The 26,613-nt window shown below is 25.4% G+C and carries 21 protein-coding genes, 4 tRNA genes and 2 rRNA genes (1 of these 27 cut by a window edge); 13 read left to right on the top strand and 14 right to left on the bottom strand.

Translation table 11 applies throughout. From position 1 onward, the window contains the following. Window positions 1-99 precede the first annotated feature (99 nt). Window positions 100-1,782: a sulfite reductase flavoprotein subunit alpha gene (locus BLBCPU_RS01305; protein WP_014246206.1), complete on the top strand. Its 1,683-nt coding sequence runs from the start codon at window positions 100-102 to the stop codon at window positions 1,780-1,782. Between the two features lie 139 nt (window positions 1,783-1,921). Here BLBCPU_RS01305 and BLBCPU_RS01310 read toward each other — a convergent pair whose 3' ends face one another. From BLBCPU_RS01310 to BLBCPU_RS01320, 3 genes are all read right to left on the bottom strand, one after another. After that, entirely contained in the window at window positions 1,922-2,887 is a 966-nt protein-coding gene (locus BLBCPU_RS01310) for an NAD(P)-dependent oxidoreductase (RefSeq protein WP_014246207.1), read from the bottom strand. A gap of 25 nt (window positions 2,888-2,912) precedes the next feature. Next, window positions 2,913-5,183, bottom strand: coding sequence for a transglycosylase domain-containing protein (locus BLBCPU_RS01315; protein WP_014246208.1), 2,271 nt, complete (start codon window positions 5,181-5,183; stop codon window positions 2,913-2,915). 65 nt (window positions 5,184-5,248) lie between these two features. Next, on the bottom strand, window positions 5,249-6,304 hold the full coding sequence (locus BLBCPU_RS01320) for a regulatory iron-sulfur-containing complex subunit RicT (RefSeq protein ID WP_014246209.1): 1,056 nt from the start codon (window positions 6,302-6,304) through the stop codon (window positions 5,249-5,251). A gap of 85 nt (window positions 6,305-6,389) precedes the next feature. On the opposite strand from BLBCPU_RS01320, the gene coaD reads away from it, so the two are divergent. Continuing rightward, window positions 6,390-6,872, top strand: a complete 483-nt coding sequence (gene coaD / locus BLBCPU_RS01325; RefSeq protein ID WP_014246210.1) for a pantetheine-phosphate adenylyltransferase — start codon at window positions 6,390-6,392, stop codon at window positions 6,870-6,872. Here the strand turns inward: coaD and rnr are convergent. Beyond that, a complete protein-coding gene (gene rnr, locus BLBCPU_RS01330) occupies window positions 6,869-8,848 on the bottom strand; it encodes a ribonuclease R (RefSeq protein ID WP_014246211.1) in 1,980 nt (659 codons plus the stop codon). The two genes, coaD and rnr, sit on opposite strands and share 4 nt — an antisense overlap. A gap of 236 nt (window positions 8,849-9,084) precedes the next feature. Here rnr and BLBCPU_RS01335 point away from each other — a divergent pair, with 236 nt between their 5' ends. Both BLBCPU_RS01335 and glmS read left to right on the top strand, forming a co-directional pair. Further along, a complete protein-coding gene (locus BLBCPU_RS01335) occupies window positions 9,085-9,891 on the top strand; it encodes a glycogen/starch synthase (protein WP_014246212.1) in 807 nt (268 codons plus the stop codon). 57 nt (window positions 9,892-9,948) lie between these two features. Then, window positions 9,949-11,787 carry a glutamine--fructose-6-phosphate transaminase (isomerizing) gene (gene glmS / locus BLBCPU_RS01340; RefSeq protein WP_014246213.1) on the top strand — a complete coding sequence of 613 codons (1,839 nt, stop codon included), beginning with the start codon at window positions 9,949-9,951 and terminating at the stop codon, window positions 11,785-11,787. A 6-nt stretch (window positions 11,788-11,793) separates the two neighbouring features. On the opposite strand, the gene BLBCPU_RS01345 is transcribed toward glmS, so the two are convergent. Further along, entirely contained in the window at window positions 11,794-12,534 is a 741-nt protein-coding gene (locus BLBCPU_RS01345) for a uroporphyrinogen-III synthase (RefSeq protein ID WP_014246214.1), read from the bottom strand. A 48-nt stretch (window positions 12,535-12,582) separates the two neighbouring features. On the opposite strand from BLBCPU_RS01345, the gene BLBCPU_RS03080 reads away from it, so the two are divergent. Then, window positions 12,583-12,990 carry a DUF4296 domain-containing protein gene (locus BLBCPU_RS03080; RefSeq protein WP_083817732.1) on the top strand — a complete coding sequence of 136 codons (408 nt, stop codon included), beginning with the start codon at window positions 12,583-12,585 and terminating at the stop codon, window positions 12,988-12,990. Here BLBCPU_RS03080 and BLBCPU_RS01350 read toward each other — a convergent pair. From BLBCPU_RS01350 to pgk, 4 genes are all read right to left on the bottom strand, one after another. Continuing rightward, a tRNA-Cys gene (locus BLBCPU_RS01350) sits at window positions 12,962-13,032 on the bottom strand. The two genes, BLBCPU_RS03080 and BLBCPU_RS01350, sit on opposite strands and share 29 nt — an antisense overlap. A gap of 4 nt (window positions 13,033-13,036) precedes the next feature. Further along, a complete protein-coding gene (folB, locus tag BLBCPU_RS01355) occupies window positions 13,037-13,396 on the bottom strand; it encodes a dihydroneopterin aldolase (protein WP_014246215.1) in 360 nt (119 codons plus the stop codon). Between the two features lie 4 nt (window positions 13,397-13,400). After that, window positions 13,401-14,018, bottom strand: a complete 618-nt coding sequence (locus tag BLBCPU_RS01360; RefSeq protein ID WP_014246216.1) for a superoxide dismutase — start codon at window positions 14,016-14,018, stop codon at window positions 13,401-13,403. Between the two features lie 84 nt (window positions 14,019-14,102). Next, complete coding sequence (pgk, locus tag BLBCPU_RS01365) at window positions 14,103-15,323, bottom strand: phosphoglycerate kinase (RefSeq protein ID WP_014246217.1); 1,221 nt, start codon at window positions 15,321-15,323, stop codon at window positions 14,103-14,105. A gap of 138 nt (window positions 15,324-15,461) precedes the next feature. Here pgk and BLBCPU_RS02985 point away from each other — a divergent pair, with 138 nt between their 5' ends. Continuing rightward, window positions 15,462-15,914 carry an RpiB/LacA/LacB family sugar-phosphate isomerase gene (locus BLBCPU_RS02985; protein WP_014246218.1) on the top strand — a complete coding sequence of 151 codons (453 nt, stop codon included), beginning with the start codon at window positions 15,462-15,464 and terminating at the stop codon, window positions 15,912-15,914. Then, a tRNA-Asn gene (locus BLBCPU_RS01370) sits at window positions 15,905-15,978 on the top strand. The genes BLBCPU_RS02985 and BLBCPU_RS01370 overlap by 10 nt, the downstream gene beginning before the upstream one ends. Window positions 15,979-16,079: 101 nt before the next feature. Here the strand turns inward: BLBCPU_RS01370 and gmk are convergent. Further along, window positions 16,080-16,616, bottom strand: a complete 537-nt coding sequence (gmk, locus tag BLBCPU_RS01375; protein WP_014246219.1) for a guanylate kinase — start codon at window positions 16,614-16,616, stop codon at window positions 16,080-16,082. A 142-nt stretch (window positions 16,617-16,758) separates the two neighbouring features. Between gmk and BLBCPU_RS01380 the strand changes: the two genes are divergently transcribed. Beyond that, window positions 16,759-17,751: an aspartate-semialdehyde dehydrogenase gene (locus BLBCPU_RS01380; protein ID WP_014246220.1), complete on the top strand. Its 993-nt coding sequence runs from the start codon at window positions 16,759-16,761 to the stop codon at window positions 17,749-17,751. A 4-nt stretch (window positions 17,752-17,755) separates the two neighbouring features. On the opposite strand, the gene rsmI is transcribed toward BLBCPU_RS01380, so the two are convergent. Continuing rightward, window positions 17,756-18,421 carry a 16S rRNA (cytidine(1402)-2'-O)-methyltransferase gene (gene rsmI, locus BLBCPU_RS01385; RefSeq protein WP_014246221.1) on the bottom strand — a complete coding sequence of 222 codons (666 nt, stop codon included), beginning with the start codon at window positions 18,419-18,421 and terminating at the stop codon, window positions 17,756-17,758. Window positions 18,422-18,680: 259 nt separating this feature from the next. Between rsmI and BLBCPU_RS01390 the strand changes: the two genes are divergently transcribed. Continuing rightward, window positions 18,681-19,103 carry a hypothetical protein gene (locus tag BLBCPU_RS01390; RefSeq protein ID WP_014246222.1) on the top strand — a complete coding sequence of 141 codons (423 nt, stop codon included), beginning with the start codon at window positions 18,681-18,683 and terminating at the stop codon, window positions 19,101-19,103. On the opposite strand, the gene topA is transcribed toward BLBCPU_RS01390, so the two are convergent. The 3 genes from topA to queA are packed head-to-tail and all read right to left on the bottom strand — an operon-like array spanning window position 19,100 to window position 23,307. Beyond that, the gene (topA, locus tag BLBCPU_RS01395; protein WP_014246223.1) at window positions 19,100-21,205 is read right to left on the bottom strand and encodes a type I DNA topoisomerase; all 2,106 of its coding nucleotides are present in this window, start codon (window positions 21,203-21,205) and stop codon (window positions 19,100-19,102) included. The genes BLBCPU_RS01390 and topA overlap by 4 nt on opposite strands. 23 nt (window positions 21,206-21,228) lie before the next feature. After that, entirely contained in the window at window positions 21,229-22,206 is a 978-nt protein-coding gene (locus tag BLBCPU_RS01400) for a polyprenyl synthetase family protein (protein WP_014246224.1), read from the bottom strand. Window positions 22,207-22,263: 57 nt separating this feature from the next. Next, window positions 22,264-23,307, bottom strand: a complete 1,044-nt coding sequence (gene queA, locus BLBCPU_RS01405; protein WP_014246225.1) for a tRNA preQ1(34) S-adenosylmethionine ribosyltransferase-isomerase QueA — start codon at window positions 23,305-23,307, stop codon at window positions 22,264-22,266. A gap of 235 nt (window positions 23,308-23,542) precedes the next feature. Between queA and BLBCPU_RS01410 the strand changes: the two genes are divergently transcribed. The 4 genes from BLBCPU_RS01410 to BLBCPU_RS01425 form a co-directional block, all read left to right on the top strand. Further along, a 16S ribosomal RNA gene (locus BLBCPU_RS01410) occupies window positions 23,543-25,081 on the top strand. A 132-nt stretch (window positions 25,082-25,213) separates the two neighbouring features. After that, window positions 25,214-25,287 (top strand) — tRNA-Ile (locus BLBCPU_RS01415). Window positions 25,288-25,306: 19 nt separating this feature from the next. Beyond that, a tRNA-Ala gene (locus BLBCPU_RS01420) sits at window positions 25,307-25,380 on the top strand. 55 nt (window positions 25,381-25,435) lie between these two features. Then, window positions 25,436-26,613: ribosomal RNA gene (locus BLBCPU_RS01425) — 23S ribosomal RNA — on the top strand; it runs 1,719 nt beyond the window's last position. Together the 16S and 23S rRNA genes with 2 tRNA genes alongside form the textbook arrangement of a ribosomal RNA operon.

Consider the following 26,613-nt stretch of genomic DNA (forward strand, 5'->3'; position numbering starts at 1 on the left):
TTATATATTCTTTATAATTGCAAAAATATGATAAAAAAAATTATTTTATATATTAAAATCCTAATTTTTTTTCATTTATATTTTTTTAACTAGAATAAAATGTTATCTGAATCAAAAAATAAAATATTTGTAGAATTAATAAAAAATTCTTCTAAAGAAGAAATTATTTGGATGTATGGATATATATCTGGAATATTACCTTATTTTCAAAAAAATTTAAAAGAATTTAAAAAAAATCAAGATACAATTACACTTGTATATGGAACAGAAACCGGAAATGCTAAAAATTTAGCTTTTTCTATTGTAGAAAAAGCTAAAAAAGAAAAAATTCAAATTAAATTAATAAGTTTAGATCAATATAATTTTATAGATTTAAAAAAAGAAAATTATTTTTTTATAATTATTAGCACATATGGAACAGGAGAACCTCCTTCATCCGCAAAATCTTTTTTTAATTTTATTTTTCAAGAAAAAAATCTTCGTTTAGAGAATATGAAATATGGTGTATTAGCATTAGGAAATAGTACATATTCTTTTTTTTGTAAAGCTGGTGAGGATTTAGATAAACGTTTATATGAAATGGGTGCAGATAGAAAAATACCATTATATAAATGTGATGTTGATTTTGAATCAAAATCAGAAAGTTGGTTTTTAAATTTTTTGAAAATATTTCAAATAAAAAAATTGGAAAAAAATATTTTAAAAAAAAATGAGGTAAAAAAAAAAATTCATGGAAAAATTTTGACTAATATACTTTTAAATGATAAAAAAAAAGGATCTAATAAAGAAATTCATCATATTGAAATTTTAATAAAAAATAATGAATTGGATAAAAATGATTATTCTCCAGGAGATTCTATAGCTATTATAGCAGAAAATTCTAAATATGAAGTAAAAAAAATTATAAATATTATCCAAAATAAAGATATTTTAGATAATTCAAATGAATTAAAAATGCTTTTTGATTTATTGAAAAAAATTAAATATTTTTTATTTATCGATAAATATGTTAAAAAAATATTCTATTTTAGTAGGAAAAATATTCCTAATAATAAAGAATGGAATTTTTTTGATCTTTTAAAAGAATTTCCTATAAAAAATAAAATTCTGTTAAAAGATTTAGTTAAAATAATGGATCCTATAAAACCTAGATTATATTCTATTTCTTCTTCTCCTAAAGTTCATCATTCTGAAATACATATTACAGTATCACGTCATCGTTTTCAAAAATATGGTATAATTAAATATGGATTTTGTTCTAATTTTATTTCTAAATTAAAAGTAGAAGATGATTTATTTTTTTATATACACAAAAATCATTTATTTAAGTTACCAAAATCTAATAAGGATATTATCCTTATTGGCACTGGTACTGGAATAGCCCCTTTTCGTTCTTTTTTATATGAAAGAGAATTTATAGGAGCAACCGGTAGAAATTGGCTTTTTTTTGGAGACCAATATTTTTATACGGATTTTTTATATCAAAAAGAAATACAAAATTGGAAAAAAAATGGAATACTACATCATGTAAGTCTTGCTTTTTCTAGAGATCAAAAAGATAAAATATATGTACAGAATAAAATATGGGAAAATAGAAAAGAATTTTTTTCATGGATAGAAAATGGGGCTTATATATATGTTTGTGGAAAAAAAAAACCTATGAGTATAGATGTTGAAACCACTATATATCGTATAATAAAAGAAGTTGGTGGATATTCTACAACAGAATTTTTTGTAAAAAAAATGATAGAGAATGGACGTTATTTAAAAGATGTATACTAATTTTTTTTACAAAAAATTTATTTTGATAATTAAATTGATTAATAATATGAAAAAATATAGTTTTTTATGGAAAAAATAATCTTTATTGGAGTTGGATCAAGAAGGTAACCTTTTGAATAAATTTTATAAATTCTAATTTTTATTTTGAAGAAATATATAAATTTTTTTTTAAAAAAATAATTTTTTCTACTATTTTTTTTTCCATTTTATATTTTGACTCTTTAGTCCATCCAGCTATATGAGGGGTTAAAATTACTTTATCGGAATGAATAAGATAAAAAAAATCTTTTGAAAGTTTACGGTGATAAAAAAAATCTTCAAAAGAAGATTTTTCATATTTTAATACATCTAAACAGGCTCCATATATTTTTCCATTTTTTAAGGCCATTACTAAATGGTCGATAAGTACACATCCTCCCCGAGATGTATTAATTAAATAAAAAGGTTTATAAAAATTTTTTATAAATCTTTCGTTAACCATTCCCTTAGTATTTTTTGTATAAGGGACATGTAAACTAATTATATCCGATTTTATAAAAATTGTTTGCATATTTACTTGTTTTGCATAAATATCTCCTACTTTAGGAAGTATATCATAACAAAATATTTTAGTTTCAAAACCGGAAAGTTTTTTAGCGAAGGCCTTTCCAGTATTACCATATCCAATAATTCCTATAGTTTTCCCCATTATTTCTGTTCCTCTATTATCTTCTCTATTCCACATACCTTTTTTAATTTCTTGATTAGAACGAATAATATGATTCATTATAGATAAAAGCATAGCTATAGCATGTTCTGCAACTGCATCTTTATTACCTTCTGGAGAAGAAATTATAGTAATCCCTTTTTTGAAAGCATAATTTTGATCTATATTTTCTATTCCAGATCCTATACGAGCTATAAATTTTATATTTATAGCCTTTTTAATTAATTTTTTATTTATTTTTAATCGACTTCTTAAAATAATTCCATCATATATAGATATAATTTTTAAAATTTTTTCTATAGGATCATAGTAATTTTCATCACAAATAATTCCTTCTTTTTTTAATTTATATATAATAAAAGGATGATTTTTATCTAAAATTAAAATTTTTTTTATCATATATTGATTAATAATAAGCTATTATTTAGTTATCAAAATTTATAGTTTTTTCAGTATTGACACTTTCATCAAGTTCAAGAATATTTTTTAAATTATTTTCATTTTCACTATTTTCTTCACATTCCTCCCAATTATATTTGGAATTTTTTTGTTTATGAAAAATTAATTTTTCATGATATACAAGATTTGGATCATTATATAGACTTTTCATATAATAAGCCCATATAGGTAATGCCATATTTGCTCCTTGTCCTAATTTTATATTTTCAAAATGAGCAAATCTATCTTCCCAACCTACCCAAACTCCAGTAGTTAAATTAGGAATCATACCTATAAACCATCCATCTGAATTTTCATTAGTAGTACCCGTTTTTCCTGCAATATTATCTAAAAAAAAATTATACTTATGTAATCTTTTAGCCGTCCCATACTTTACTACTCCTTCCATTAATTTTAACATCATATATGCCACTTCTTCACTAAATACTTGTCTTTTACTAAGATCTATTCGTTCTTTAATTAGTTTTCCATATTTATCCTCTATTTTTACTAAAATACTGGGTTTTATATAAAAACCATAATTAGTAAACGTATTAAAAGCTCCAGTCATTTCATATAAAGTTAAATCAGAAGATCCAAGAGCTATAGATGGATGTTCAGGTATCATGGATACTATCCCCATATTTTTTGCCAAATCTATTACTGGACCTGGAGTAATTTTTGCTATAAGCCTAGCAGAAATAGTATTAACGGATAATGCTAATCCATCTTTTAAAGTAAGTGACCCTCCATATTTTCCATTTGAATTTCTAGGACTCCATTTTCCTAAATGAAATTTTTCATTTGATATTTTTGTGCAAGGATTATAATGTAATTCCTTAATTGCTGCAGCATATAAAATTGGCTTAAATATAGAACCAACTTGCCGTTTTGTTTTAGCAACATGATCATATTGAAAATAATTAAAATCTATCCCCCCAACCCATGCTTTTATATATCCTGTATAAGGTTCTATAGATAACATACCTGCTTGAATAATACTCTTTTGATAACGAATAAAATCCCATGTTGATATCAATACCTTTTTGGATCCACTCCAGGTAAATATTTTTGTAGGTTTTGGTTTTTTTAATTCTTTTATAATTTTTTCCTCTTTCATTCCTTTTTGTTTAAGATCTTGATAAAGTTTTGTTCTATGTATGGCCGATAAGAAAATTCTATTTGTTTTTTCTGGAGTAATATTTAAAAATGGAGCATTTTTATTTTTTTTTTGAGAATTATTAAATAAAATTTGTAATTTACTAAGATGTTGTTTTACAGATTTTTCTGCATAATATTGCATTTTAGAATCAATAGATGTATATATTTTTAATCCACTAGAATAAAGATTTAGTTTTTCTCCAGTTTCTTTTTCATGGTCATTTAATGATTCTTGAATTTCTTTTTTCAAAAATTCACCATAATAAGTTAATAATTCAAAATTTTTTTTTTGCATTTTAAAATTTATTTTTACAGATTTTTTCAATTCTTTTTGATATTTATATTCATTTAATAAATCATATTTTCTCATTTGAGATAAAACTAAATTTTTTTGTTTTTTTGCTCTATAAGGATAAATTTTTGGATTATATAATGAAGGATTTTCTAACATACCAACTAACGTAGCACATTCACCCAAATTAAGTTCAGAAGCATTTTTATTAAAGTAAGTATGAGCTGCAGTTTCAATTCCTTTTGCATTATATAAAAAATCAAATTTATTATAATACATAGTAATAATTTCTTCTTTTGTATAACGTTTTTCTAATTCAATAGCCATCACCCATTCTAAAAGTTTTTGATGCATTCTTTGTAACTTATTTTTTGCAGATGGACCTGTAAAAAGTAGTTTAGCTAATTGTTGAGAAATAGTACTCCCACCTCCTTTTTTACCTAGAGAAATAATAGCTCTAAGAATAGATTTAGCATCAATTCCAGAATGATATTTAAAACGAATATCTTCCTTGGCTATGAGAGCATTAATAAGATTTTTTGGAAGTTTTTTATAAGTAATTAGAGTTCTATTTTCTGAAAAAAATTTTCCTAATAAAATTCCATTGGAATCATATATTTCCGATCCTATTTCCATTGTAGGATTTTCTATATTTTTAGTACTTGGTAAAGTACCTAAATAACCTTTAGAAGCTGCATAAAATATTAAAAAAATAGAAAAAATTCCTAAAAAAAAGAAAAACCAAAAATAAAAAATAAATTTACGAAAATAAAAACTAATTTTTTTTCTTTTTTTAGTATACACTTAAAAGAATTCTTTTTTTATTTGCATAATCTAAATTTTAGAATCATCTATTTATTTTTTATAGATTAATCTTTAAACGTTAATTCTGTTTTTTGAATGACATTAATTGTGGATAATTCCTCTAGAGGAGCCCCCTTTTGATTTTTTCTATTTTTTTCTAAAATTTCTTTAATTTTTTTTATTTCTATTATGAACCAAGTATTTGGATTTTTAATATAAGAAAACCACATTCGTTTTTTGAATACGTCAATCTTCATACATTGTGCAATTCCTTTCTCTGTATGTATTTTACTATTAATATCTGGAAAATCTTTTATCGATAATAAATAAGTGTCTAATTCATAATTTAAACAACATTTCAATTTACTGCATTGTCCAGTTAATTTTTCTATATTTATAGAAAGTTGTTGATATCTAGCTGAATTTGTCGTAACACTTTTAAAATTTTTTAACCAAGTAGAACAACATAGTTCTCTACCACAAGTGCCTATCCCTCCGATTTTTGCAGATTCTTGTCTATATCCTATTTGTTTCATTTCTATACGAATACGAAATGATAAAGCCAATCTTTTAATTAATTTTCTAAAATCAATTCTATTTTCCGATGTATAATAAAAAATAGCTTTTTCTCCATCTCCTTGATATTCTACATCACAAATTTTCATAGAAAGGTTCAAATTTTTTGCAATTTTTTTAGATTTTGAAAGATATATAGATTCTTTTTTTTTTAGAGATTTCCAAAGATTTATTTCTATATTCGTAGATTTTCTATATATTTTTTTTATTTTTAAAGAACTTAAATAAATATTTTTATTTCGTATCTGTAATTTTACCAATTCTCCAGTTAAAGTAACTATTCCAATATCATATCCAATAGATGTAGATTCTACAGTTACAAAATCCCCTTTACAAAGGGCTATTTTATCTTTATTATGAAAAAATTCTTTTCTATCATTTTTAAATTGAACTTCTACAATATCATATTCATCTCCAAAAGGAGATTTTATATTAGATAACCAATCTACTACATTAAGTTTTAAACATTGTTTTTTATTGGAAATATTATTTTCCTTGTTAATAAAACATTTATTCGTTAAACAACCGGGACATAATTTTTCCATTATTAAAATAATTTTAAAAACAAAAATAAAACTTTTATTCCTTTTTTATTTTTTTTGATATAAATTCATAAATACATGAATAAATATGAATAATAGAATTGCTGTATTTCCTGGTACTTTTGATCCAATTACTATAGGTCATTACGACATTATTATTAAATCTTTAAATTTATTTGATAAAATTATTATAGCTATTGGAAATAACTCGGAAAAAAATAATATGTTCTCTATTCAAAAAAGAAAAGAATGGATCAAAAAAACTTTTTTTCAGTTTCCTAAAATAGAAATAGAATTATTTAAAGGTTTAACTATTTCTTTTTGTAAAAAAAAAAAGGCTCAATTTGTATTGAGAGGAATTAGAAATCAATTAGATTTTGAATTTGAAAAGAATATTTATTATGCAAATAAAGAATTATATAAGAATAATTTTATTGAAACAATATTTATTCTTTCTTCTTATGATAAATCTTATATTAGTTCTTGTATGGTAAGAGATATTATAAAAAATGGAGGAAATTATACCATATTTGTTCCTAAATATGTACGAATTAATAAAAAATTTTTCTAAGTATCTAACCATTCAAGAATAATTTGTTTTTTTTCTATATTTGCGTCTAAAAGTTTTACTTTTACTTTATCTCCTAAATGATAAATTTTTCGTTTTTTTTTACCAATTATACTGTAATTATTGGAATTTAAAGTGTAAATATCTCCTTCAATATCACGTAATCGTACCATCCCTTCTGTTTGAAATGACAATAGATCAATGAAAACACTCCAGTCTGTAAATCCTGTAATAATTCCATCAAATTCTTTTCCTAGAAATTTTTTTATATATTTAACTTGTATATATTTTGAAAATTCTCTTTCTGCATCTATTGATAAACGCTCTTTATAACTACAATGGACTGCTTGTTTTTCATAAAAATCTAGAGATTTTAATTTAGATTCATTATTTTTAGTTAAATAATAATTTAATAAACGGTGTGCAATAATATCTGAATATCTTCTTATAGGAGAAGTAAAATGAGAATAATAAATAAAAGATAAGCCATAATGGCCTATGTTATTTGTGGAATATTTAGCTTTACTCATAGAACGAAGAATCAAATTTTCGATCATATTTTGTTCTGATTTACCTTGAATATTTTTTAATAAACCATTAAGAGATTTTTTTAGATTTTTTAAATCTAAGGAATAACCTAAGGGTTCTATTATTTTTTTTAAAATGAAAATCTTCTGAAAATCTGGTTTATCGTGTATTCTATAAATATACGTTTTGTTAGAAGGATTTCCATCTAAATTTAGACTAACAAATTCTGAAATTTTTCTATTCGCTAGTAACATAAATTCTTCTATTAAACGATGGGCTTCGTTATTTTTTTCTAAATCTAATTTATAAGGATTTTTTTTTTCATCTAAATGGATTTTTATTTCTACCTTATCCAAGTAAATAGATCCATTTTTTAATCTATTTTTAGTAAAAATTTTAGAAAAAGTAAACAAGGTATAAAGGTCTTTGTGAAAATCACCTCTTTTTTTTTCTATAATTTTTTGAACTTCTTCATATGTAAATCTTCTATTAGATCGTATAATTGTTTTTCCAAACCAACTTTTTAATATTTTTCCTTTACTATCTACATTAAAAATGGAAGAAAAACTTAATTTATCTTTTTCTGGATGTAAAGAACAAATATCATTGGACAATATTTTTGGAAGCATGGGAATGGATTTTCCAATAAAATAAATGGAATTGGAACGTGTATATGCTTCTTTATCTAATAAACTTCCTTCTTTTATATAATAAGTAACGTCTGCTATATGAATTCCAATTTCCCAAGTATTATAATTTAATTTTCTAATAGAAAGGGCATCATCAAAATCTTTTGCATCAAAAGGATCTATAGTAAATGTATTAATGTTTCGCATATCCCTTCTTCTAAGATTGTTATCTAAATTTTTTTTAAATACAATTTTTTTTGCTTCTTTTTCCACTTCTTTAGAAAATTCATAAGATAGACCATATTCTTCCAATAAAGAATAAATCTCTGTTGTATATTCTCCAGATTGTCCAAATACTTTAATGATTTCTCCTAAAGGATTTTTTAAATTTTTTGGCCATGTAATTATTCTAACTAATACTTTTTCATTAGGATGATATCCTTTTAATTTTTTTTTAGGAATATATATATTGACATGAATAGTCTTGTTATAAACTATGACTAATCCATATCTAGAATTAGATTTAATTTTTAATACTCCAATAAAATTTTCTCTATTTCTTTTTATTATTTTTATAACTTCACCTTCCATTTTTTTTCCTAATTTTTTATTTTTTATTTTTATTCGAACTAAATCTCCTTCTATAGCTCGATTAGTTTTTTTTTTAGGAATAAAAATTAATTTTTGAAATTCTTCTACATTTACAAATGCATACCCATAATTAGTTATAGTAATTAATCCAGTGACAGTAACCAAATTTCTATACTGATTTTTTTTTTCAATGGAATATTTTTTTTTCTTTTTTTCCAAATAAAATGGCATTTTAATTATTAATGGTTAAAATAAAAAATATACAATCTACGAGGTATTCTATACAACCTAAAAAAAATACTAGATAATTTTATCTCTATATTCTATGTCTATATATATATATATAACTAACTATCTAACTAAGTAGTATTGAATATTATTCCTTATCTTTGTAAAAGGTTTATAAGGATTGATTATTTTTTTTATTATACTATTATATATTTCAAATATAAAAAAATTTCTCTAAGATGACAGGTAAACGTATATTATATGTTTCTTCAGAATTATCTCCTTTTTCTTCAGAGACTTCTATTTCTTTATCGGTTTTAAAAGCTACTAAGTTTATGCAATCAATGGGAAATGATATTCGTATATTTATGCCCCGTTTTGGAATGATAAATGAACGAAGACATCAGTTACACGAAGTAATTCGTCTTTCAGGAATGAACTTAATGATCAATGACGTAGATCACCCTTTATTGATAAAGGTTGCATCTATTCCAGATGCAAGATTACAAGTTTATTTTATAGATAATGAAGATTTTTTTAAAAGAAAAGCTATGTATGAAGATGAAAATGGAATTTTTTTTTCTGATAATGACGAAAGAGCTTTATTTTTTACAAAAGGAGTTTTAGAATCTGTAAAAAAATTAAATTGGAGTCCTGATATTATTCATATATATGGTTGGATTAGTTCTTTTATTCCACTATATATTAAGAATTTTTATAAAAAAAATCCTATATATAGAAATACAAAAATTATTTCATCTATATATAATACACCATTTAAAGGATCTCTTAATAAAGATATTATTAAAAAAATAAAAATAGATGGAATAAAATCTAGAAAATTAAAATTATTAGAAAATCCTAATTATTTTAATATAATCAAGTTATGCATGTACTTTTCTGATGCAATAATAAAAGGAGATCTTTCATTTCCAAAAGATATAGATGATTATTTAGAAAAAAACAAATTATTGGTATTAAAATATTATCCTGTAGAAAAAATAGAAACTTTTTATAAAGAATTTTATAAAAAAACTGTTTTATAAAAGATTAATTAATCTATAATATAAAAAAAATAAAAAATTCTAATTATATAGGTTAGAATGTGTGGAATAATTGGTTACTTGGGATATAGAGAAGCTTATCCCATTATTATTAATGGATTAAAAAAATTAGAATATCGTGGATATGATAGTTCTGGAATAGCTATTTTTTATAATGGAAAATATAGTCTATATAAAACAAAAGGAAGAGTTTCTGAATTAGAAAAAAAAATTTTTTCAATAAAAGGAACAACAGGAATAGGACATACAAGATGGGCAACACATGGAATTCCAGATGATATTAATGCACATCCTCATGTTTCTAATTCTAAAAAACTTGTTTTAATTCATAATGGAATCATAGAAAATTATCATGCAATTAAAATTATTTTACTTAAAAATGGTTTCACTTTTCAAAGTGAAACAGATACTGAAGTTCTTGTAAATTTGATTGAATATATTCAAAAAAAAAACCAACTATCTTTAGAAGAAGCGGTACGAATTTCTTTGAATGAAGTAATTGGAGCTTATTCTATAGCTGTAATAGAAAAATCTGATCCAGATAGAATTGTTATTGCTAAATTAGGAAGTCCCCTTACATTGGGAATTAATGAAAAAGAATTTTTTATAGCATCTGATCCTATACCATTTATTGATTATACTAAAAATGCTATTTATTTAAAAGATGGTGAAATGGCTATCCTTAGAAAGAATAAAGAGTTAGATTTACGAAAAATTATCGATAATCATAAACTAAATCCAATAATTAAAGAACTAAAAATTAATCTCAAAGAGATTGAAAAAGGAGAATATAAACATTTTATGTTAAAAGAAATTTATGAACAACCAAAAACAATTTTGGACACTCTACGTGGTAGATTATTGATTTCTGATGGATTAATATGTATTGATGGAATTGAATCTAATAAGGATATTTTTATTAATGCAAAATGTATAACTATTGTTGCATGTGGAACTTCATGGCATTCAAGTTTAATTGGAGAATATTTATTGGAAGAATTAGCGCGGATTCCAGTAAAAGTAGAATATGCTTCGGAATTTAGATATAGAAATCCAATTATAGAAAAACAAAATATTGTTATAGTTATTTCTCAATCAGGAGAAACGGCAGATACTATAGCTGCCTTAAAATTAGCAAAAAAAAAAGGAGCTTTTGTTTTTGGTATTTGTAATGTTGCAGGATCTTATATTGCACGAAATGTGGATGCAGGTGCTTATACACATGCAGGCCCTGAAATTGGAGTTGCTTCTACAAAATCTTTTACATCTCAGATTACAGTACTTTTTTTATTAGCTTTGAAAATAGGAAAACATCGATCCACTATCACAAATATTCGTTATGAATTTTTATGTAAAGAACTTATATCTGTTCCAGAAAAAATGAATTTTACGTTAAAAATAGATAATACTCTCCAAAAAATATCTAAATTATATCATCATGTAAATAATTTTCTCTATTTAGGTAGAGGAATTAATTTTCCAGTATCTTTAGAAGGAGCATTAAAATTAAAAGAAATTTCTTATATTCATGCAGAAGGTTATCCTGCAGGAGAAATGAAACATGGACCTATTGCTTTAATAGATGAAAATATGCCTGTAGTAGTTATAGCTACTAAAAAAGGATATTATGAAAAAATAATAGGAAATATTCAAGAAATTAAAGCTAGAAAAGGCAAAATTATAGCTATTGTCAATGAAAGGGATATTCAAGTAAGTAAATTAGCAGATCATATAATAGAAATTCCAATTATTTCCGAAGAACTAAGTCCTTTAATTACAATTATTCCTCTTCAATTATTAGCATATCAAATTGCTGACCTAAGAGGAAAAAACGTAGATAGACCAAGAAATTTAGCAAAATCTGTAACTGTAGAATAATTTTTTTTATATTTTTTTATATTCTTTTATATATTTTTCTAAAGCTTTAGCCATAGAAGGAAATTCAGGAGTCGGAACTCTAATTGCAATTTTTAATCCAGCTTTATAAGCTGCATCTAAAGTATTTTTTCCAAAAGTAGCAATTTTTATATTATTTTGATCAAAATTAGGAAAATTTTCAAATAAAGACTTTATACATGCGGGACTAAAAAATACCAATATATCATAATATATTATTTTTTTTAAATCAGATAAATCACTAGAAGTTGTTTTATATAAAATTGCTCTTTTCCATGAAATATTTAGTTTATTTAACATTTTTGGTATTTCTAATTTTAATATATCTGAAGATGGTAAAAGAAATCTTTCGCTTGTATTTTTTTTGATAAAAGGTAATATATCTTTAAAAGATTTTTTTCCAATGTATATTTTTCTTTTTCTATATACGATATATTTTTGTAAATAATAAGCTATAGATTCTGTTTGACAAATATATTTCATGGAAATTGGAACTTTGAATCGCATAGATTCTGCTAATCTAAAATAATGGTCAACAGAGTTTTTACTTATGAAAAGAACTACCGTAAAATCAGAAAAATTAATTTTTTGTTTTCTTACCTCAATAGAAGACGCACCTTTTACTTCTATAAAAGATCTAAAATCTATTTTCACATTTTTGCTTAGTTCTAAATATGGAGAATTTGAACCTTTTAGAGATTGTGAAATGAGAATATTATTAATCTTCATCATTGTTTTTGTATATCATTGATTTATACAGAATAAAAATTTATAATTATGATTCAAATTCGCAAATTTACAAAAAAAGAAAGAATAAGAAAACAATTATTAAATAGTATTAAAAATTTTTTTAACAAAAAAAATTATTTTTTACTATTTTTTTTCATTTATTCAGATAATAGTATACCTATAAGTATTTATATTTCTAAAAAAAATATGATAAATATACTCACAGAAATTTTTTTTTTACAAAATTTTTTTTTTCATAAAAAATCTAAAGTAGATTTACTTTATAAAAAATATAATATTACAGAGAAAAAATTTCTCTATAATTACCATTTTTATACAAAAAAAATTGACAATCATATCGAAATTTTAAAAAAAGTACAATATAATTTAAAAATATTTTTTTTAAAAAATTTATTGAAAAATATAAAGGCAAAGAGCGGAATCGAACCGCTATAAGAGGTTTTGCAGACCCCTGCCTTTCCAATCGGCCACTATGCCAAAATTAGTTTATATCATCTAAAATAATACAAAATCTATCCACACTACTTCCCATAGGTGGATTTTCTTTACAAATCTTTATTTTTGTTTTTTTAATTAAATCTATCCTATATTTTTTTATTCTTTGTATTATTCTATAGGCTAAATTTTCCAATAATTTAGAATTAATAGCCATTTCTTCTTTTACAACACGGAACAAATATACATAATCGATAGTTTTTGATAAATCATCACTAATAGAAGCTTGATGAAAATCTAATTCTACTTCTATATTGACTGTATAATAAGATCCTAAAAAGGAATCCTCTGGCATACAACCATGAAATCCAAATAATTTTATATTCTCTAGAATAATTTTTCCCATTCGATTATTCTACTATAGAATATTTATAATTTTCTTCTACTTTTTTCCAATTAATAATATTCCAAAATGAATAAATATAATCGATTCTACGATTTTGATATTGTAGATAATATGCATGTTCCCAAACATCTAATCCTAATATAGGAATCCCTTCTTCATAACCTATCCCTAACATTAATGGATTATCTTGATTTTCTGTAGAACAAATAGTCAATTCTTTTTCTTTTACACATAGCCATGTCCATCCAGAACCAAACCGATTCATTGCTACAGTAGTAAATTTTTCTTTGAAAAGATCGAATGTTTTAAATTGTTTTTTAAAAACTTCATTTAGATATTTACTTGGAGGAATACTTTTTGAATGAGGTATTAATATTTCCCAAAATAAATTATGATTATAAAAACCTCCACTATTATTTCGTATTATTGGATTTTCAATATTCGCTCTTCTTAAAATTTCTTTTATAGATAAGTTTTCCATATCGGTTCCATTAATAACTTTGTTTAGATTATTGGTATATCCAGCATGATGTTTTATATAATGGATTTTCATAGTTTTTTGATCTATATAAGGTTCAAAATCCTTGTATAAATAAGATAATTTAGGAAGTTGGAATGACATATTTTTTTAATTCTAAAAAACAAATATAATTAAAAAGATCCAATATTAGGATTTGTTAAATTTTTTATTATTTACAAATATAAACTATGAAATTATAGATTTTATTCCAGGAAGTATTTTATTTTTTAAACTTTCTAACATAGCACCTCCTCCTGTAGATAAATAACTAATTTTTTTTTCACACTGTTCCATTTTTAATGAAGCAATAGAATCTCCACCACCAATTAAAGAAAAAGCTCCATTCTTAGTTGCATTGACAATAGCTCTTGCTATAGATTTAGTTCCTAAAGAAAAATTGGAGAATTCAAATACTCCTAATGGTCCATTCCAAAGAATAGTTTGGGAATTTTTGATGATTTTGCAAAAATACTTTATAGATTTAGGACCTAAATCTAACCCTTTCCATCCATTAGGAATAGAATAAATGGAAGAAATCTTAGTACTAGCATTATTTTTAAAAGAATCTGCTATTACTACATCTTTTGGAAAGGATATATTTGTTTTATCTTGTTTTTTATATTTATCAAAAATATTTTTTAATATTTTTTCAAGTTCATTATATTTATATTTATCTACAATAGAGTCCCCAACCTGTCCTCCTTGTATTTTGATAAAAGGATAGGCCATCCCACCTCCTATTAGTATATGATCGACTAAATTAATAAGGTTTTCTATAATAGATATTTTAGAATATATTTTTGCTCCTCCTAATAAAATTGTAATGGGTTTTTTCCCTGTTTCAAAAATCTTTTTTAAAGAATGGATTTCTTTTTTCATGAGAAATCCAATACATTTATTTTTTCCAAAAAATTTTGGAATAATAGTAATAGAAGAATGTAAACGATGAGATACTGAAAATGCGTCGTTAACATAAATATCTCCTAACTTTGATAACTGAAAAGCAAAATTTTCATCTCCTTCTTCTTCTTCTTTGTAAAATCGAATATTTTCCAACAATAAAATTTCTCCATTTTTTAATTCATTAACACGTTGCTCTACAATTTCTCCTATACAATATTCTGAAAATTTTATAGGAATTTGTAATTTTTTAGATAAATTAGAAACCATAAATTTTAAAGAATAAGTTTTAGAACGTTTCCCTTTTGGTCTTCCAAAATGAGATATTAATACTACTTTTCCATATTCATTAATTATTTTTTTAATGGTAGGAATACTATATTGGATCCGTGTGTCATCTAGTATTTTTTTAGATTTATTGTTGATAGGAACATTAAAATCAACTCTTACTATAGCGGTTTTATTTTTAAAATTAAAATCATTAACAGTTTTTATATCCTCTTTCATATTAAAATAATAAACAAAAATTATTAAAATATACAAACTTAATGTTAAGTATTGAATTTTTATTATGAAAAAAAAAGAACTCATAAAATGAAAAAAAAATCCAAATTTTTAATGTATTTTTATAAAATTTTAGGAAAAATGATAATTTCGATAGGATCTGATCATACAGGAATAAATTATAAAAAATTAATAATTAATTATTTGATTAAAAAAGGAGATAAGGTAAAAGATTTTGGATTATTTCGTTATGGAGAAAAGGTAGACTATCCAGATTATATTCATCCTACAGCAGAATTTGTAGAAAAAGGAAAAGCTGATTTGGGAATTGTACTTTGCGGAAGTGGAAATGGTGCAGCTATGATTGCTAATAAATATCCAAAAATTCGTGCTGCATTAGTATGGAAAAAAGAAATTGCTTTTTTAGCAAAAAGGCATAATAATGCCAATATTATTAGTTTACCAGCTCGTTTTATAGAAAATAAAAAAGAGGTTTTAGAAATAATAAAAATATTTATTCAAACAGATTTTGAAGGAGGAAGACATAAAATAAGAATAAAAAAAATTCCAATTAAAATAAATAATCCTCAGTAGCTCAGTTGGTCAGAGCACCTGACTGTTAATCAGGGTGTCGCTGGTTCGAATCCAGCCTGGGGAGCATATTTAAAAAAATGATTTATTATCAGATTTATAATGACGTATTTTTGATATTTTAAATACAATAATTTTGATTTTTTGTAAAATTATAAACTAATTTGATTACTTTTTTTTTGTTTTATCTAGATTTAGATTTAGTAATATAATATCGAATAATCTTGCATATTTCCATTCCATTTTTGCTTTATTTAAACGTATATTAATTTGAGATAAATCCTCATAATTTCTTGAAAAAAGTCTTTTTTTTAGTATTTTTAAGGAATTAACCATGATAAATATGGATAAAGTATCGTATGGATATCTTTTTTTCAAAGATAACCCCCCTTTTACATCTACATCAAATAAAACATGTTGACATTTATTCCAAATTTTAGATATTTCATTTTTTAGAGTTCCATAATATATGTTAGGATAAACTTCTTCCCATTCTAAAAAATGATTTTTTTCTATTTTAGAAAAAAATTTATTTGTAGAAATAAAATAATAATCTTTTCCATTTTTTTCATTATTCCGTATAGTACGTGTAGTACATGATATAGATAATTTTAATTTTGGGATTTTTGAAAGTAAATATTGTGATATAGTTGTTTTTCCAGATCCTGATGGCCCAGATAAAATAATTATTTTTCCTTTTTTCATTTTTCTATGATATCTATTTCATTTAAGAATGAAAATAAAAATATACTGTAATATTTTTTATTTATTATTTTTTAACTTTATCTGTATTAAGTAAAATAAAATTCCAAACAATATCACAATAATAATCTGAATTAAATTTAATATGAAAATAGGAATAGTAGGAGTCACCGGAATGGTAGGACGTGTAATGGTAGATCTATTAAAATGTAGGAATTTTCCAATAGAAAAATTATATCTTTCCGCTTCTGAAAAATCAATAGGAAAAAAATTTATTCATAATAATAAAAAATATAAAATAATTTGTATTAGAGAATTATTTTCAAAAAAACCTAATATTGTTTTATTTTCAGCTGGATCAGATGTATCTAAAAAATGGGCACCTCAATTTGCAAAAATTGGGACAACCGTAATAGATAATTCTTCTGCATGGAGAATGGACCCTAAAAAAAAACTGATAGTTCCTGAAATAAATGCTGATTCTTTATCTAAAGATGATAAAATTATTGCAAATCCTAATTGTTCTACTATTCAATTAGTCATGATATTATATCCATTACATATAGAATATGGAATTGATCGTGTTATTGTATCTACATACCAATCGGTTACTGGTACAGGAAAAAAAGCTTTGAATCAAATGAACAAGGAAAAAGATGGTTTTTTTTCTTATGAAAAAATATATCCATATCCTATTTATCAAAATGTGTTACCACATTGTGATGTTTTTGTAAAAAGTGGTTATACAATGGAAGAAATAAAATTAATAAAGGAAACTAAAAAAATTATAAATGATAACAATATAGCTATTACAGCAACTGCTGTACGGGTCCCAGTTATAGGAGGTCATTCAGAAAGTGTAAATATAACATTTAAAAAAAAACCTAATATTGATCATATATATAAAATTTTTTTGAAAAAAAAAGGAATTATTGTTCAAGATAATCCGAAACAAAATATTTATCCTATGCCATTATTTTCTCATGGAAAAGATGATGTATTCGTAGGACGAATTCGTAAAGATTATTCATGTTTAAATTCTTTAAATCTTTGGATTGTAGCAGATAATTTACGTAAAGGTTCAGCTACAAATGCAATACAAATTGCAGAATTATTAATAAAAAAAAAATATATTTAATATTTTATTTCTTTTTATCAATAATAAGAATATATTCTCCCAATATTTTTTGTATATTGTTATAATATAAAATCATTTCCTTAATATTCCCTCTTAATGTTTTTTGAAAAATTTTAGATATTTCCTTACATATAACGATATTTCTTTCCAATCCAAAAAAATATTTTAAATCGTTTAAAGTACGTAGTAATCTATGAGGAGATTCATATAATAAAAGAGTCCTATTTTCTATCGATAATTTTTCTAGTTTTATTTTTCTTTTTTTTTTTGGTAAAAATCCAATAAATGTAAATTCATTAATAGAAAGACCTGAAATTACTAATGCTGGAATAATTGAGGTTGGACCTGGTAAGCATTCTATAGAAATTGAATTTTTAATACAAGATCTAATCAATAAAAAACCAGGGTCAGATATACTAGGAGTACCAGCATTAGAAATTAATGCTAATTTTTTTCCCTCTTTTATTTTTTCTAAAATTGAAGGAATTATTTTATGTTCATTATAAATATGATAATTTTTTATAGGCGTTTTAATATTATAAAAATTTAACAATTTTTTTGAAACTTTATAATTTTCTACCAAAATCAAATCTACTTCATTTAATATTCGTAAACTTCTGAAAGTAAAATCTTCTAAATTTCCTATAGGAGTAGGTACGATATACAACATTTAATCGAATAAAAAAAAGGCTAATATATGAAAAAAAAATCATAATTTCTTTTTTTTTATCTATTTTTTATAGAATAAAAATATATAACTTTTGTCATTTTATCTATGATATTGTTTGGAATTATTTTTTATTTTTAGATTACAATAAAAATAGATTTAGATTATGTAAAATATTTTTTCAATTTTTTTAAATTTTCATTATCAAATAAATATATTATAGTTAATAATTTTATTCATAAATGCTAATGAAATAAAAAAAATGAAAGGTAAAGAATATATATTTAGAAGCCGTTTAGTATCTGGAGAGATTATTTTTAAGTATGATCTTAATGGTTTTTTAAGGGAAGTGATCTTTCCCGAAAAACTTTCTTTATCACATTATATATGGATAGGAAAATATATCCCTTATAATGAATCTATTATAAATAAAATGAAAAAAACAAAAGCGGCCTTTTCTATAGAGGAAATTCCTTCAGATTTATCTTTTAACCGTTTTTGGATAGATTATAGATATAAAGTAGGTAAAAAAAAAATGGCAGAAAATCTATGGAATAGAATGTCTTTATCTGATAGAATAAAAGCTTTATCTTATATTCCTCAATATTTAGATCATGTTAGACGTACAGGACATGATCAAGCATATCCTACAACATATTTAAATCAAAGATATTTTGATAGTTAACTATTTTTTTTTCTACTTATTAATATAATATTAATAGCTTTTTCTAAACTCAATGAATCAAAAAAAATTTTTTCTTCAATAGGAATTGATTGATTCTTATGTTTAATATAAATATTATATTTATTCACTTTTAAAAGTATTTCATATTCTTCAAATAATCCTAAAGATTTAGGTAGTTCTAAAAGTTTTAAAGCATCCTGTAAAGATATTGTATCAATTTTTTGATGAATTAATAAAGGAGAAAATTTTGGTTTTTCTTTATCTTTAAATTCTCCCATTTGAACAATAGGACCAAAACGAGCTATTTTAGAAAAAACTTTTTTATTAGATCTTGGATCCATACCTAAAAAACGAATTTTATGAATTTTATCTACATTTTTTTTTACATGTTCTATTTTTTTGTGAAATTCATCATAAAAATTTTTAATAATTTTATTCCAGGATACTTCTCCTTTTGCAATATTATCAAATTGTTTTTCTAAACTTGCTGTAAAATTGTAATCTACGATTTCTTGAAAATTTTTTTTTAAAAAATCAGTTATTAGAATTCCCATTTCTGTAGGAATAAATTTATTTTTTTCTATTTCAATAATTTCATCTTTTTTTTTAATAATAACATTTTTTTTTAAAATAAAAGATTCACGAATCTCAGTTTTTTTAATAATTTTTTGTGTATTTATATAATTTCTTTTTTGTATAGTAGAAATAATAGGAACATAAGTAGATGGTCTACCTATTCCTAATTTTTCTAAATTTTTTACTAAAGTAGCTTCATTATATCTTGGTAAATGTTTTGTAAAAATTTGTTTCGCTATGATTTCTTTTTTATGTAAAAAAATTCCTTCTTTAAATATTTCTAATAATTTTTTTTTATTATTTTCGTTAGAAACATTTTTTTTATTTATTTTCATAAAACCTTCGAATTTAATAGTTTTATTTGTGTAAATAAAATAATTGTCTAAATTTGAAGATTGGATATAAAAATTTTTTATATTAAATCGACAATCAGACATTTGTCCGATTATAGTTCGTTCCCATATAAGTTTATAAAGACGTTTTTGAGATAAGTCTAAAGTTTCTAAAGATATTTTTTTAATTTCTGTAGGATGTATTGCTTCGTGAGCTTCTTGAGAAAATCTATTAGATAAAAAATTTTTTTGAGATAAATATTTTTCTCCATAAAAAAAAAGAATATAATTCTTTATTTTGGATAAAATTTCTTTAGATAAATTGGTACTATCTGTACGAATATATGTTATATATCCTTTTTCATATAATTTTTGAGCTAAAAACATAGTTTTAGATATAGAATAATTTAATTTTTTACAAGATTCTTGTTGTAAAGTAGATGTTGTAAATGGTGGTGGAGGACTTTTTTTTTCTTGTTTAAGAATAATTTTTTTTATTAAAAAACTTGCATCAATACATGATAGTAAAATATTTTTCATTTTTTTTTCTCCTTCTATTTTTTTTTCCAATTTAGCATGAAGTATCATTTTTTTTTCGTAAGTAAAAATTCCAGATATTTGATATCCAGGAATAGGAATAAAATTTTGAATATTTTGTTCACGTTCTACTATCAATCTAACTGCTGCAGATTGTACTCTTCCTGCAGAAAGACCAGAATTAACCTTTTTCCATAAAATAGGAGATAATTGAAATCCTACTAATCTATCTAAAATACGTCTTGCTTGTTGTGCATAAACTAAATTATAATTAATGAATCTAGGATTATTTATCGCATCAAAAATAGCTTTTTTTGTTATTTCATGAAAAACAATTCTTCGAATTTTTTCATTTGGGATATTTAATATTTTATAAATTTGATAAGCTATAGCTTCACCTTCACGATCCTCATCAGAAGCTAACCATATTATATTATAATCTTTAATTAATTTTTTAAGATTTTGAACTATTTTTCTTTTTTTAGATAAAATAACATAATCAGGTTGAAAATTTTTTTTTATATTAACTCCTATTTTTTTTTCTGGAAGATCTATAAGATGTCCATAACTAGATACTACATAAAAATCTTTTCCAAGAAACATTTGTATAGTATGAGCTTTAGTAGGAGACTCCACAATTACTAAATTTTTGTTCATTTTATTGTTAATATTTATTTTTTCTATATATTTCTTTCAATAATAAAATTAACCATTGTTTTTAATGCTTCTTTAATTGTACTTTTGGGATAGTGATCTAATATTTTTAATGCATTATTACGAAATTTTATCATTTTTTTTTTAGCATATTCTATCCCTCCATTTTCCTTAACATAATCAATAATTTGATTTCTTTTTTTTTCATCATAATTATTTATAGAATTTAATATCCATTCTTGATTTTTTTGAGAAGATTTTTGAATAGCATAAATAAGTGGAAGTGTAATTTTTCTTTCTCTTAAATCCATTCCAATAGGTTTTCCAATTAAATTTTCATGAGATTCTTCATAATCAAATAAATCATCTTTTATTTGAAAAGCGATGCCAGTAAATCCTCCAAATTTTTTCATTTTTAAAGCCGTTTTTTCATCTGCATTTACTGAACGTGCTCCTCCTTCACAAGATGCTGCAATTAGACTAGCTGTTTTATGATAAATAATTTGATTATAAATTTTTTCATTAATGTCTAATTTTTTAGTTTTCTCCATTTGTAATAATTCTCCTTCACTCATATCTTTAATAGTTCTACAAATAATTTTAAGAAGATCATGATAATTATTATTTCTAGCTAATAAAAGACTTTTAGAAAGTAAATAATCTCCTATTAAAACAGCTATTTTATTTTTCCATATAGCATTGATAGAAAAAGTTCCACGACGAAGATTACTATTATCTATAACATCATCATGGATAAGAGTAGCAGTATGGATTAACTCAATTAAAGATGCAGTATGGTATGTTTTTTTTTGTATATTTCCTAACATTTTTGCAATTAAAAAAACAAACATAGGACGAATTTGTTTTCCTTTTCTATTAGTAATATAATGTGTAATTCTATTAACAATAGATACCTTGCTTTGTATAATATTAATGAATTGTTTTTCGAAAATTTTCATTTCTTTTTTGATGGAAATTTTCACCTTTTCAAGGATTTTTTTCATAATATTAAATATTTCATTTTTTAATATTATGGTTTTTTTAAGATTTATGTTATAATATTATAAAATTAACATAGCATCTCCGTAGGAATAGAATCTGTATTTTTCTTTTATAGCTATTTTATAAGCTTTCATGATTAATTCATATCCAGAAAAAGCTGCTATCATCATAAGTAATGTAGATTTTGGCATATGAAAATTGGTAATCATTGAATTAGCTATACTAAAATTATAAGGAGGAAATATAAATTTATTTGTCCATCCTGAAAAAGGATTTAAATATTTACTAGAAGAAACAGAGCTTTCAATAGCACGCATAGATGAAGTACCTACAACACATACACGTTTTTTTTGTTTAATAGTTTTATTAATAATACTACATACATTTTTTTCTATAAAACATTTTTCAGAATCCATCTTATGTTTAGATATATCTTCTACTTCGACTGGTAAAAAACTACCTAATCCAAGATGTAAAGTTATTTCTACTAAATTTATTCCTTTTATTTCTAATATTTTTAATAAATGTTTTGAAAAGTGAAATCCAGCTGTAGGAGCAGATACAGATCCTTCAATTTTTGCATAAATAGTTTGATAGCGTTTTTCATCACTTTTTTCTGGTAATCTTTTAATATATTTTGGTAAAGGTGTTTTTCCTAATTCTTTTATTTTTTTTATTAATTCTTCATGTGATCCATTAAAATGAAGTTGTAAAATTCTTCCTCTAGAAGTGGTATTATCTATTACTTCTCCTGTTAATCCACTTCCAAAATTTAATTTATTTCCGACTCTTACTTTTCTTGCAGGATCAACTAATACGTCCCAAGTACGATCTATAATATCCAATTCTCTTAGTAAAAAAACTTCTATTTTTGCTTCTGTTTTTTCTTTGTTTCCAAATAATTTTGCTGGAAAAACTTTTGTATTGTTGAGAATAATAGTATCTCCTTCTTCAAAATATTGATATAAATCTTTGAATAACTTATGTTCAATATTCTTATTTTTTCTATGAATAATCATTAATCTAGATTCGTCTCTTTCTTGGGTTGGTTGATAGGATAAAAGATTTAATGGAAATTCGAAATTAAAATCTGAAGTTCTCATAATTAAATTAGAAAAAAACAAATATACGAGGTATTATTTTTGATAAAAAAAATATATATATATTTGTAATATTATTTTTATAATATATATATAAATTATAAAAATACGAATTTTCAAAAAATTGTTCTTTATTTTTTAATTGAAAAAAAAAATAGCTTCTAGACCTAATTTTATTAATTTAAGGATTATTTAAAAAATTAATTAAGATTTTTACGTATTTGATATTATTTTTTTTACAACGAAGAGTTTGATCCTGGCTCAGGATGAACGCTAGCGGCGGGCTTAACACATGCAAGTCGAGGGGCAGCATGAAATTTATTTATTTAGATTTTGATGGCGACCGGCGGACGGGTGCGTAACACGTATGTAACCTACCTTTTTCTAGAAAATAGCCTGAGGAAACTCGGATTAATATTCTATAATACAGTATTTTCGCATGAAAATATTATTAAAGCAGAAATGCGGGAAAAGATGGGCATGCGCCCGATTAGTTAGTTGGTGGGGTAAAGGCCTACCAAGACGATGATCGGTAGGGGGCCTGAGAGGGTGATCCCCCACACTGGTACTGAGATACGGACCAGACTCCTACGGGAGGCAGCAGTGAGGAATATTGGTCAATGGAGGAAACTCTGAACCAGCCACGCCGCGTGCAGGAAGAATGCCTTATGGGTTGTAAACTGCTTTTGTTTAGGAATAAAAATTTCTACGTGATAGAAATTGTGAAGGTACTAAACGAATAAGTGTCGGCAAACTCCGTGCCAGCAGCCGCGGTAATACGGAGGACACAAGCGTTATCCGGATTTATTGGGTTTAAAGAGTGCGTAGGCGGTTTATTAAGTCAGTAGTGAAATGTTACAGCTTAACTGTTAAAATGGCTAATGATACTGATAGACTTGAGTGAGATTGGAGTAATTGGAATGTGTGGTGTAGCGGTGAAATGCATAGAGATCACACAGAACACCGATCGCGAAAGCAGGTTACTAAATCTATACTGACGCTGAGGCACGAAAGCGTGGGGAGCAAACAGGATTAGATACCCTGGTAGTCCACGCCGTAAACGATGATCACTAGTCGTTGGATTTTATTATTCAGTGGCTAAGCGAAAGTGATAAGTGATCCACCTGGGGAGTACGATCGCAAGGTTGAAACTCAAAGGAATTGACGGGGGCCCGCACAAGCGGTGGAGCATGTGGTTTAATTCGATGATACGCGAGGAACCTTACCAAGGTTTAAATGTACTACGAATAAGCTAGAAATAGTTTAGTCTTCGGACGGAGTACAAGATGCTGCATGGTTGTCGTCAGCTCGTGCCGTGAGGTGTTGGGTTAAGTCCCTCAACGAGCGCAACCCTCATTGTTAGTTGCCAACGAATAATGTCGGGGACTCTAGCAAGACTGCCGACGTAAGTCGAGAGGAAGGTGGGGACGACGTCAAATCATCACCGGCTCTTATACCTTGGGCTACACACGTGCTACAATGGTCGGTACAAAGGGTTGCTATTGAGTAATCATAAGCTAATCTCTAAAAACCGATCTCAGTTCGGATTGGAGTCTGCAACTCGACTCTATGAAGTTGGAATCGCTAGTAATCGCATATCAGCCATGATGCGGTGAATACGTTCCCGGGCCTTGTACACACCGCCCGTCAAGCCATGGAAGTCGGGGGGACCTGAAATTGGTGACCATAAAAGGAACTGCTTAAGGTAAAATCGATAACTGGGGCTAAGTCGTAACAAGGTAGCCGTACCGGAAGGTGTGGCTGGAACATCTCTTTTTTTAGAGTAATTTGTAATATATCTTAATTAAAATATTTTTAAAAAAAATTAAAGAATTAGGCTAGAAGTTTCTTTTATTGATAAAAAAATAAGTGTAGTAGAAAGAGATTGATGATAAATAATAATTGTATCAGTCTCGTAGCTCAGACGGTTAGAGCGCTACACTGATAATGTAGAGGTCCGCGGTTCAATTCCGCGCGAGACTACTTTCCCAAAAAAAGGGGGGGGGGATTAGCTCAGCTGGCTAGAGCACCTGTTTTGCACGCAGGAGGTCATCGGTTCGACTCCGATATTCTCCATTTTATTTAAAATATATAAAGTTCTTTGAAATAACATACTATAATGAGGAAAGAAAAAAAAGCTAAGTAAGGGCGTATGGTGGATGCCTTGGCTCTGAGAGGCGAAGAAGGACGTGATAAGCTGCGATAAGCTGCGGGTATTGGCACATACAAATTAATCCGCAGATTTCCGAATGGGGAAACCTATCATATTAACTATATGATATTACTTTTTTAAAGTAATGCTAACCTAGAGAACTGAAACATCTAAGTATCTAGAGGAAAAGAAAACAAAAGTGATTCCGTTAGTAGTGGCGAGCGAAATCGGAAAAGCCCAAACTATTATGGTTTAGGCCATAGTGGGGTTGTAGGTCTACAATAAAGGATTATTTTTATATAGTAGAATGATTTGGAAAAATCAATCATAGAAGGTGATATTCCTGTATACGAAATAGAGAAATAAGCTAGTAGTAACCTGATTAGGACGGGACACGGGAAATCTTGTCTGAATCCACCGGGACCATCCGGTAAGGCTAAATACTACTCAGAGACCGATAGTGAACTAGTACCGTGAGGGAAAGGTGAAAAGTACTTCGAATAGAAGGGTGAAATAGATCCTGAAACCATACGCTTACAAGCTGTCGTAGCCCTCTTAATTTTTTAAGAGTAGGGTGACGACGTGCCTTTTGCATAATGAACCTACGAGTTAATTTTTCCGGCAAGGTTAAGTAGTTCAGCTATGGAGCCGTAGCGAAAGCGAGTCTGAATAGGGCATTTAGTCGGAAGAATTAGACGCGAAACCGAGTGATCTACCCATGAGCAGGTTGAAACTGTGGTAACACATAGTGGAGGACCGAACCGGTTGACGTTGAAAAGTCTTCGGATGACTTGTGGGTAGGGGTGAAAGGCTAATCAAACTCGGAGATAGCTCGTACTCCCCGAAATGCATTTAGGTGCAGCATCGTGTTAAATATAACAGAGGTAGAGCTACTGATTGGATGAAGGGGTTTCATCACCTGCTAATTCCTGATAAACTCCGAATGCTGTTATTATGTTTCACGGTAGTGAGGGCATGGGTGCTAAGATCCATGTCCAAGAGGGAAACAACCCAGACCATCAGTTAAGGCCCCTAAGTATATATTAAGTTGTATAAACAAAGTTTAATTACACAGACAGCTAGGATGTTAGCTTGGAAGCAGCTATTCATTTAAAGAGTGCGTAACAGCTCACTAGTCGAGTGATTGAGCGTGGATA

Origin of the sequence: Blattabacterium sp. (Cryptocercus punctulatus) str. Cpu, assembly GCF_000236405.1 — a bacterium.
GTDB classification, from domain to species: domain Bacteria; phylum Bacteroidota; class Bacteroidia; order Flavobacteriales; family Blattabacteriaceae; genus Blattabacterium; species Blattabacterium punctulatus.

Bases quoted from the DNA above. Each gene is read 5' to 3' on its own strand.
- BLBCPU_RS01305 (WP_014246206.1), top strand. From the start codon at position 100: ATGTTATCTGAATCAAAAAATAAAATATTTGTAGAATTAATAAAAAAT.
- glmS (WP_014246213.1), top strand. From the start codon at position 9,949: ATGTGTGGAATAATTGGTTACTTGGGATATAGAGAAGCTTATCCCATT.
- BLBCPU_RS01320 (WP_014246209.1), bottom strand. From the start codon at position 6,304: ATGGAAAAATTATGTCCCGGTTGTTTAACGAATAAATGTTTTATTAAC.
- BLBCPU_RS01360 (WP_014246216.1), bottom strand. From the start codon at position 14,018: ATGTCATTCCAACTTCCTAAATTATCTTATTTATACAAGGATTTTGAA.
- BLBCPU_RS01380 (WP_014246220.1), top strand. From the start codon at position 16,759: ATGAAAATAGGAATAGTAGGAGTCACCGGAATGGTAGGACGTGTAATG.
- BLBCPU_RS01345 (WP_014246214.1), bottom strand. From the start codon at position 12,534: ATGAAGATTAATAATATTCTCATTTCACAATCTCTAAAAGGTTCAAAT.
- BLBCPU_RS01335 (WP_014246212.1), top strand. From the start codon at position 9,085: ATGACAGGTAAACGTATATTATATGTTTCTTCAGAATTATCTCCTTTT.
- rsmI (WP_014246221.1), bottom strand. From the start codon at position 18,421: ATGTTGTATATCGTACCTACTCCTATAGGAAATTTAGAAGATTTTACT.
- gmk (WP_014246219.1), bottom strand. From the start codon at position 16,616: ATGAAAAAAGGAAAAATAATTATTTTATCTGGGCCATCAGGATCTGGA.
- BLBCPU_RS01400 (WP_014246224.1), bottom strand. From the start codon at position 22,206: ATGAAAAAAATCCTTGAAAAGGTGAAAATTTCCATCAAAAAAGAAATG.
- BLBCPU_RS01310 (WP_014246207.1), bottom strand. From the start codon at position 2,887: ATGATAAAAAAAATTTTAATTTTAGATAAAAATCATCCTTTTATTATA.
- topA (WP_014246223.1), bottom strand. From the start codon at position 21,205: ATGAACAAAAATTTAGTAATTGTGGAGTCTCCTACTAAAGCTCATACT.
- queA (WP_014246225.1), bottom strand. From the start codon at position 23,307: ATGAGAACTTCAGATTTTAATTTCGAATTTCCATTAAATCTTTTATCC.
- rnr (WP_014246211.1), bottom strand. From the start codon at position 8,848: ATGCCATTTTATTTGGAAAAAAAGAAAAAAAAATATTCCATTGAAAAA.
- folB (WP_014246215.1), bottom strand. From the start codon at position 13,396: ATGGGAAAAATTATTCTAGAGAATATAAAATTATTTGGATTTCATGGT.
- BLBCPU_RS01390 (WP_014246222.1), top strand. From the start codon at position 18,681: ATGAAAGGTAAAGAATATATATTTAGAAGCCGTTTAGTATCTGGAGAG.
- coaD (WP_014246210.1), top strand. From the start codon at position 6,390: ATGAATAATAGAATTGCTGTATTTCCTGGTACTTTTGATCCAATTACT.
- BLBCPU_RS03080 (WP_083817732.1), top strand. From the start codon at position 12,583: ATGATTCAAATTCGCAAATTTACAAAAAAAGAAAGAATAAGAAAACAA.
- pgk (WP_014246217.1), bottom strand. From the start codon at position 15,323: ATGAAAGAGGATATAAAAACTGTTAATGATTTTAATTTTAAAAATAAA.
- BLBCPU_RS02985 (WP_014246218.1), top strand. From the start codon at position 15,462: ATGATAATTTCGATAGGATCTGATCATACAGGAATAAATTATAAAAAA.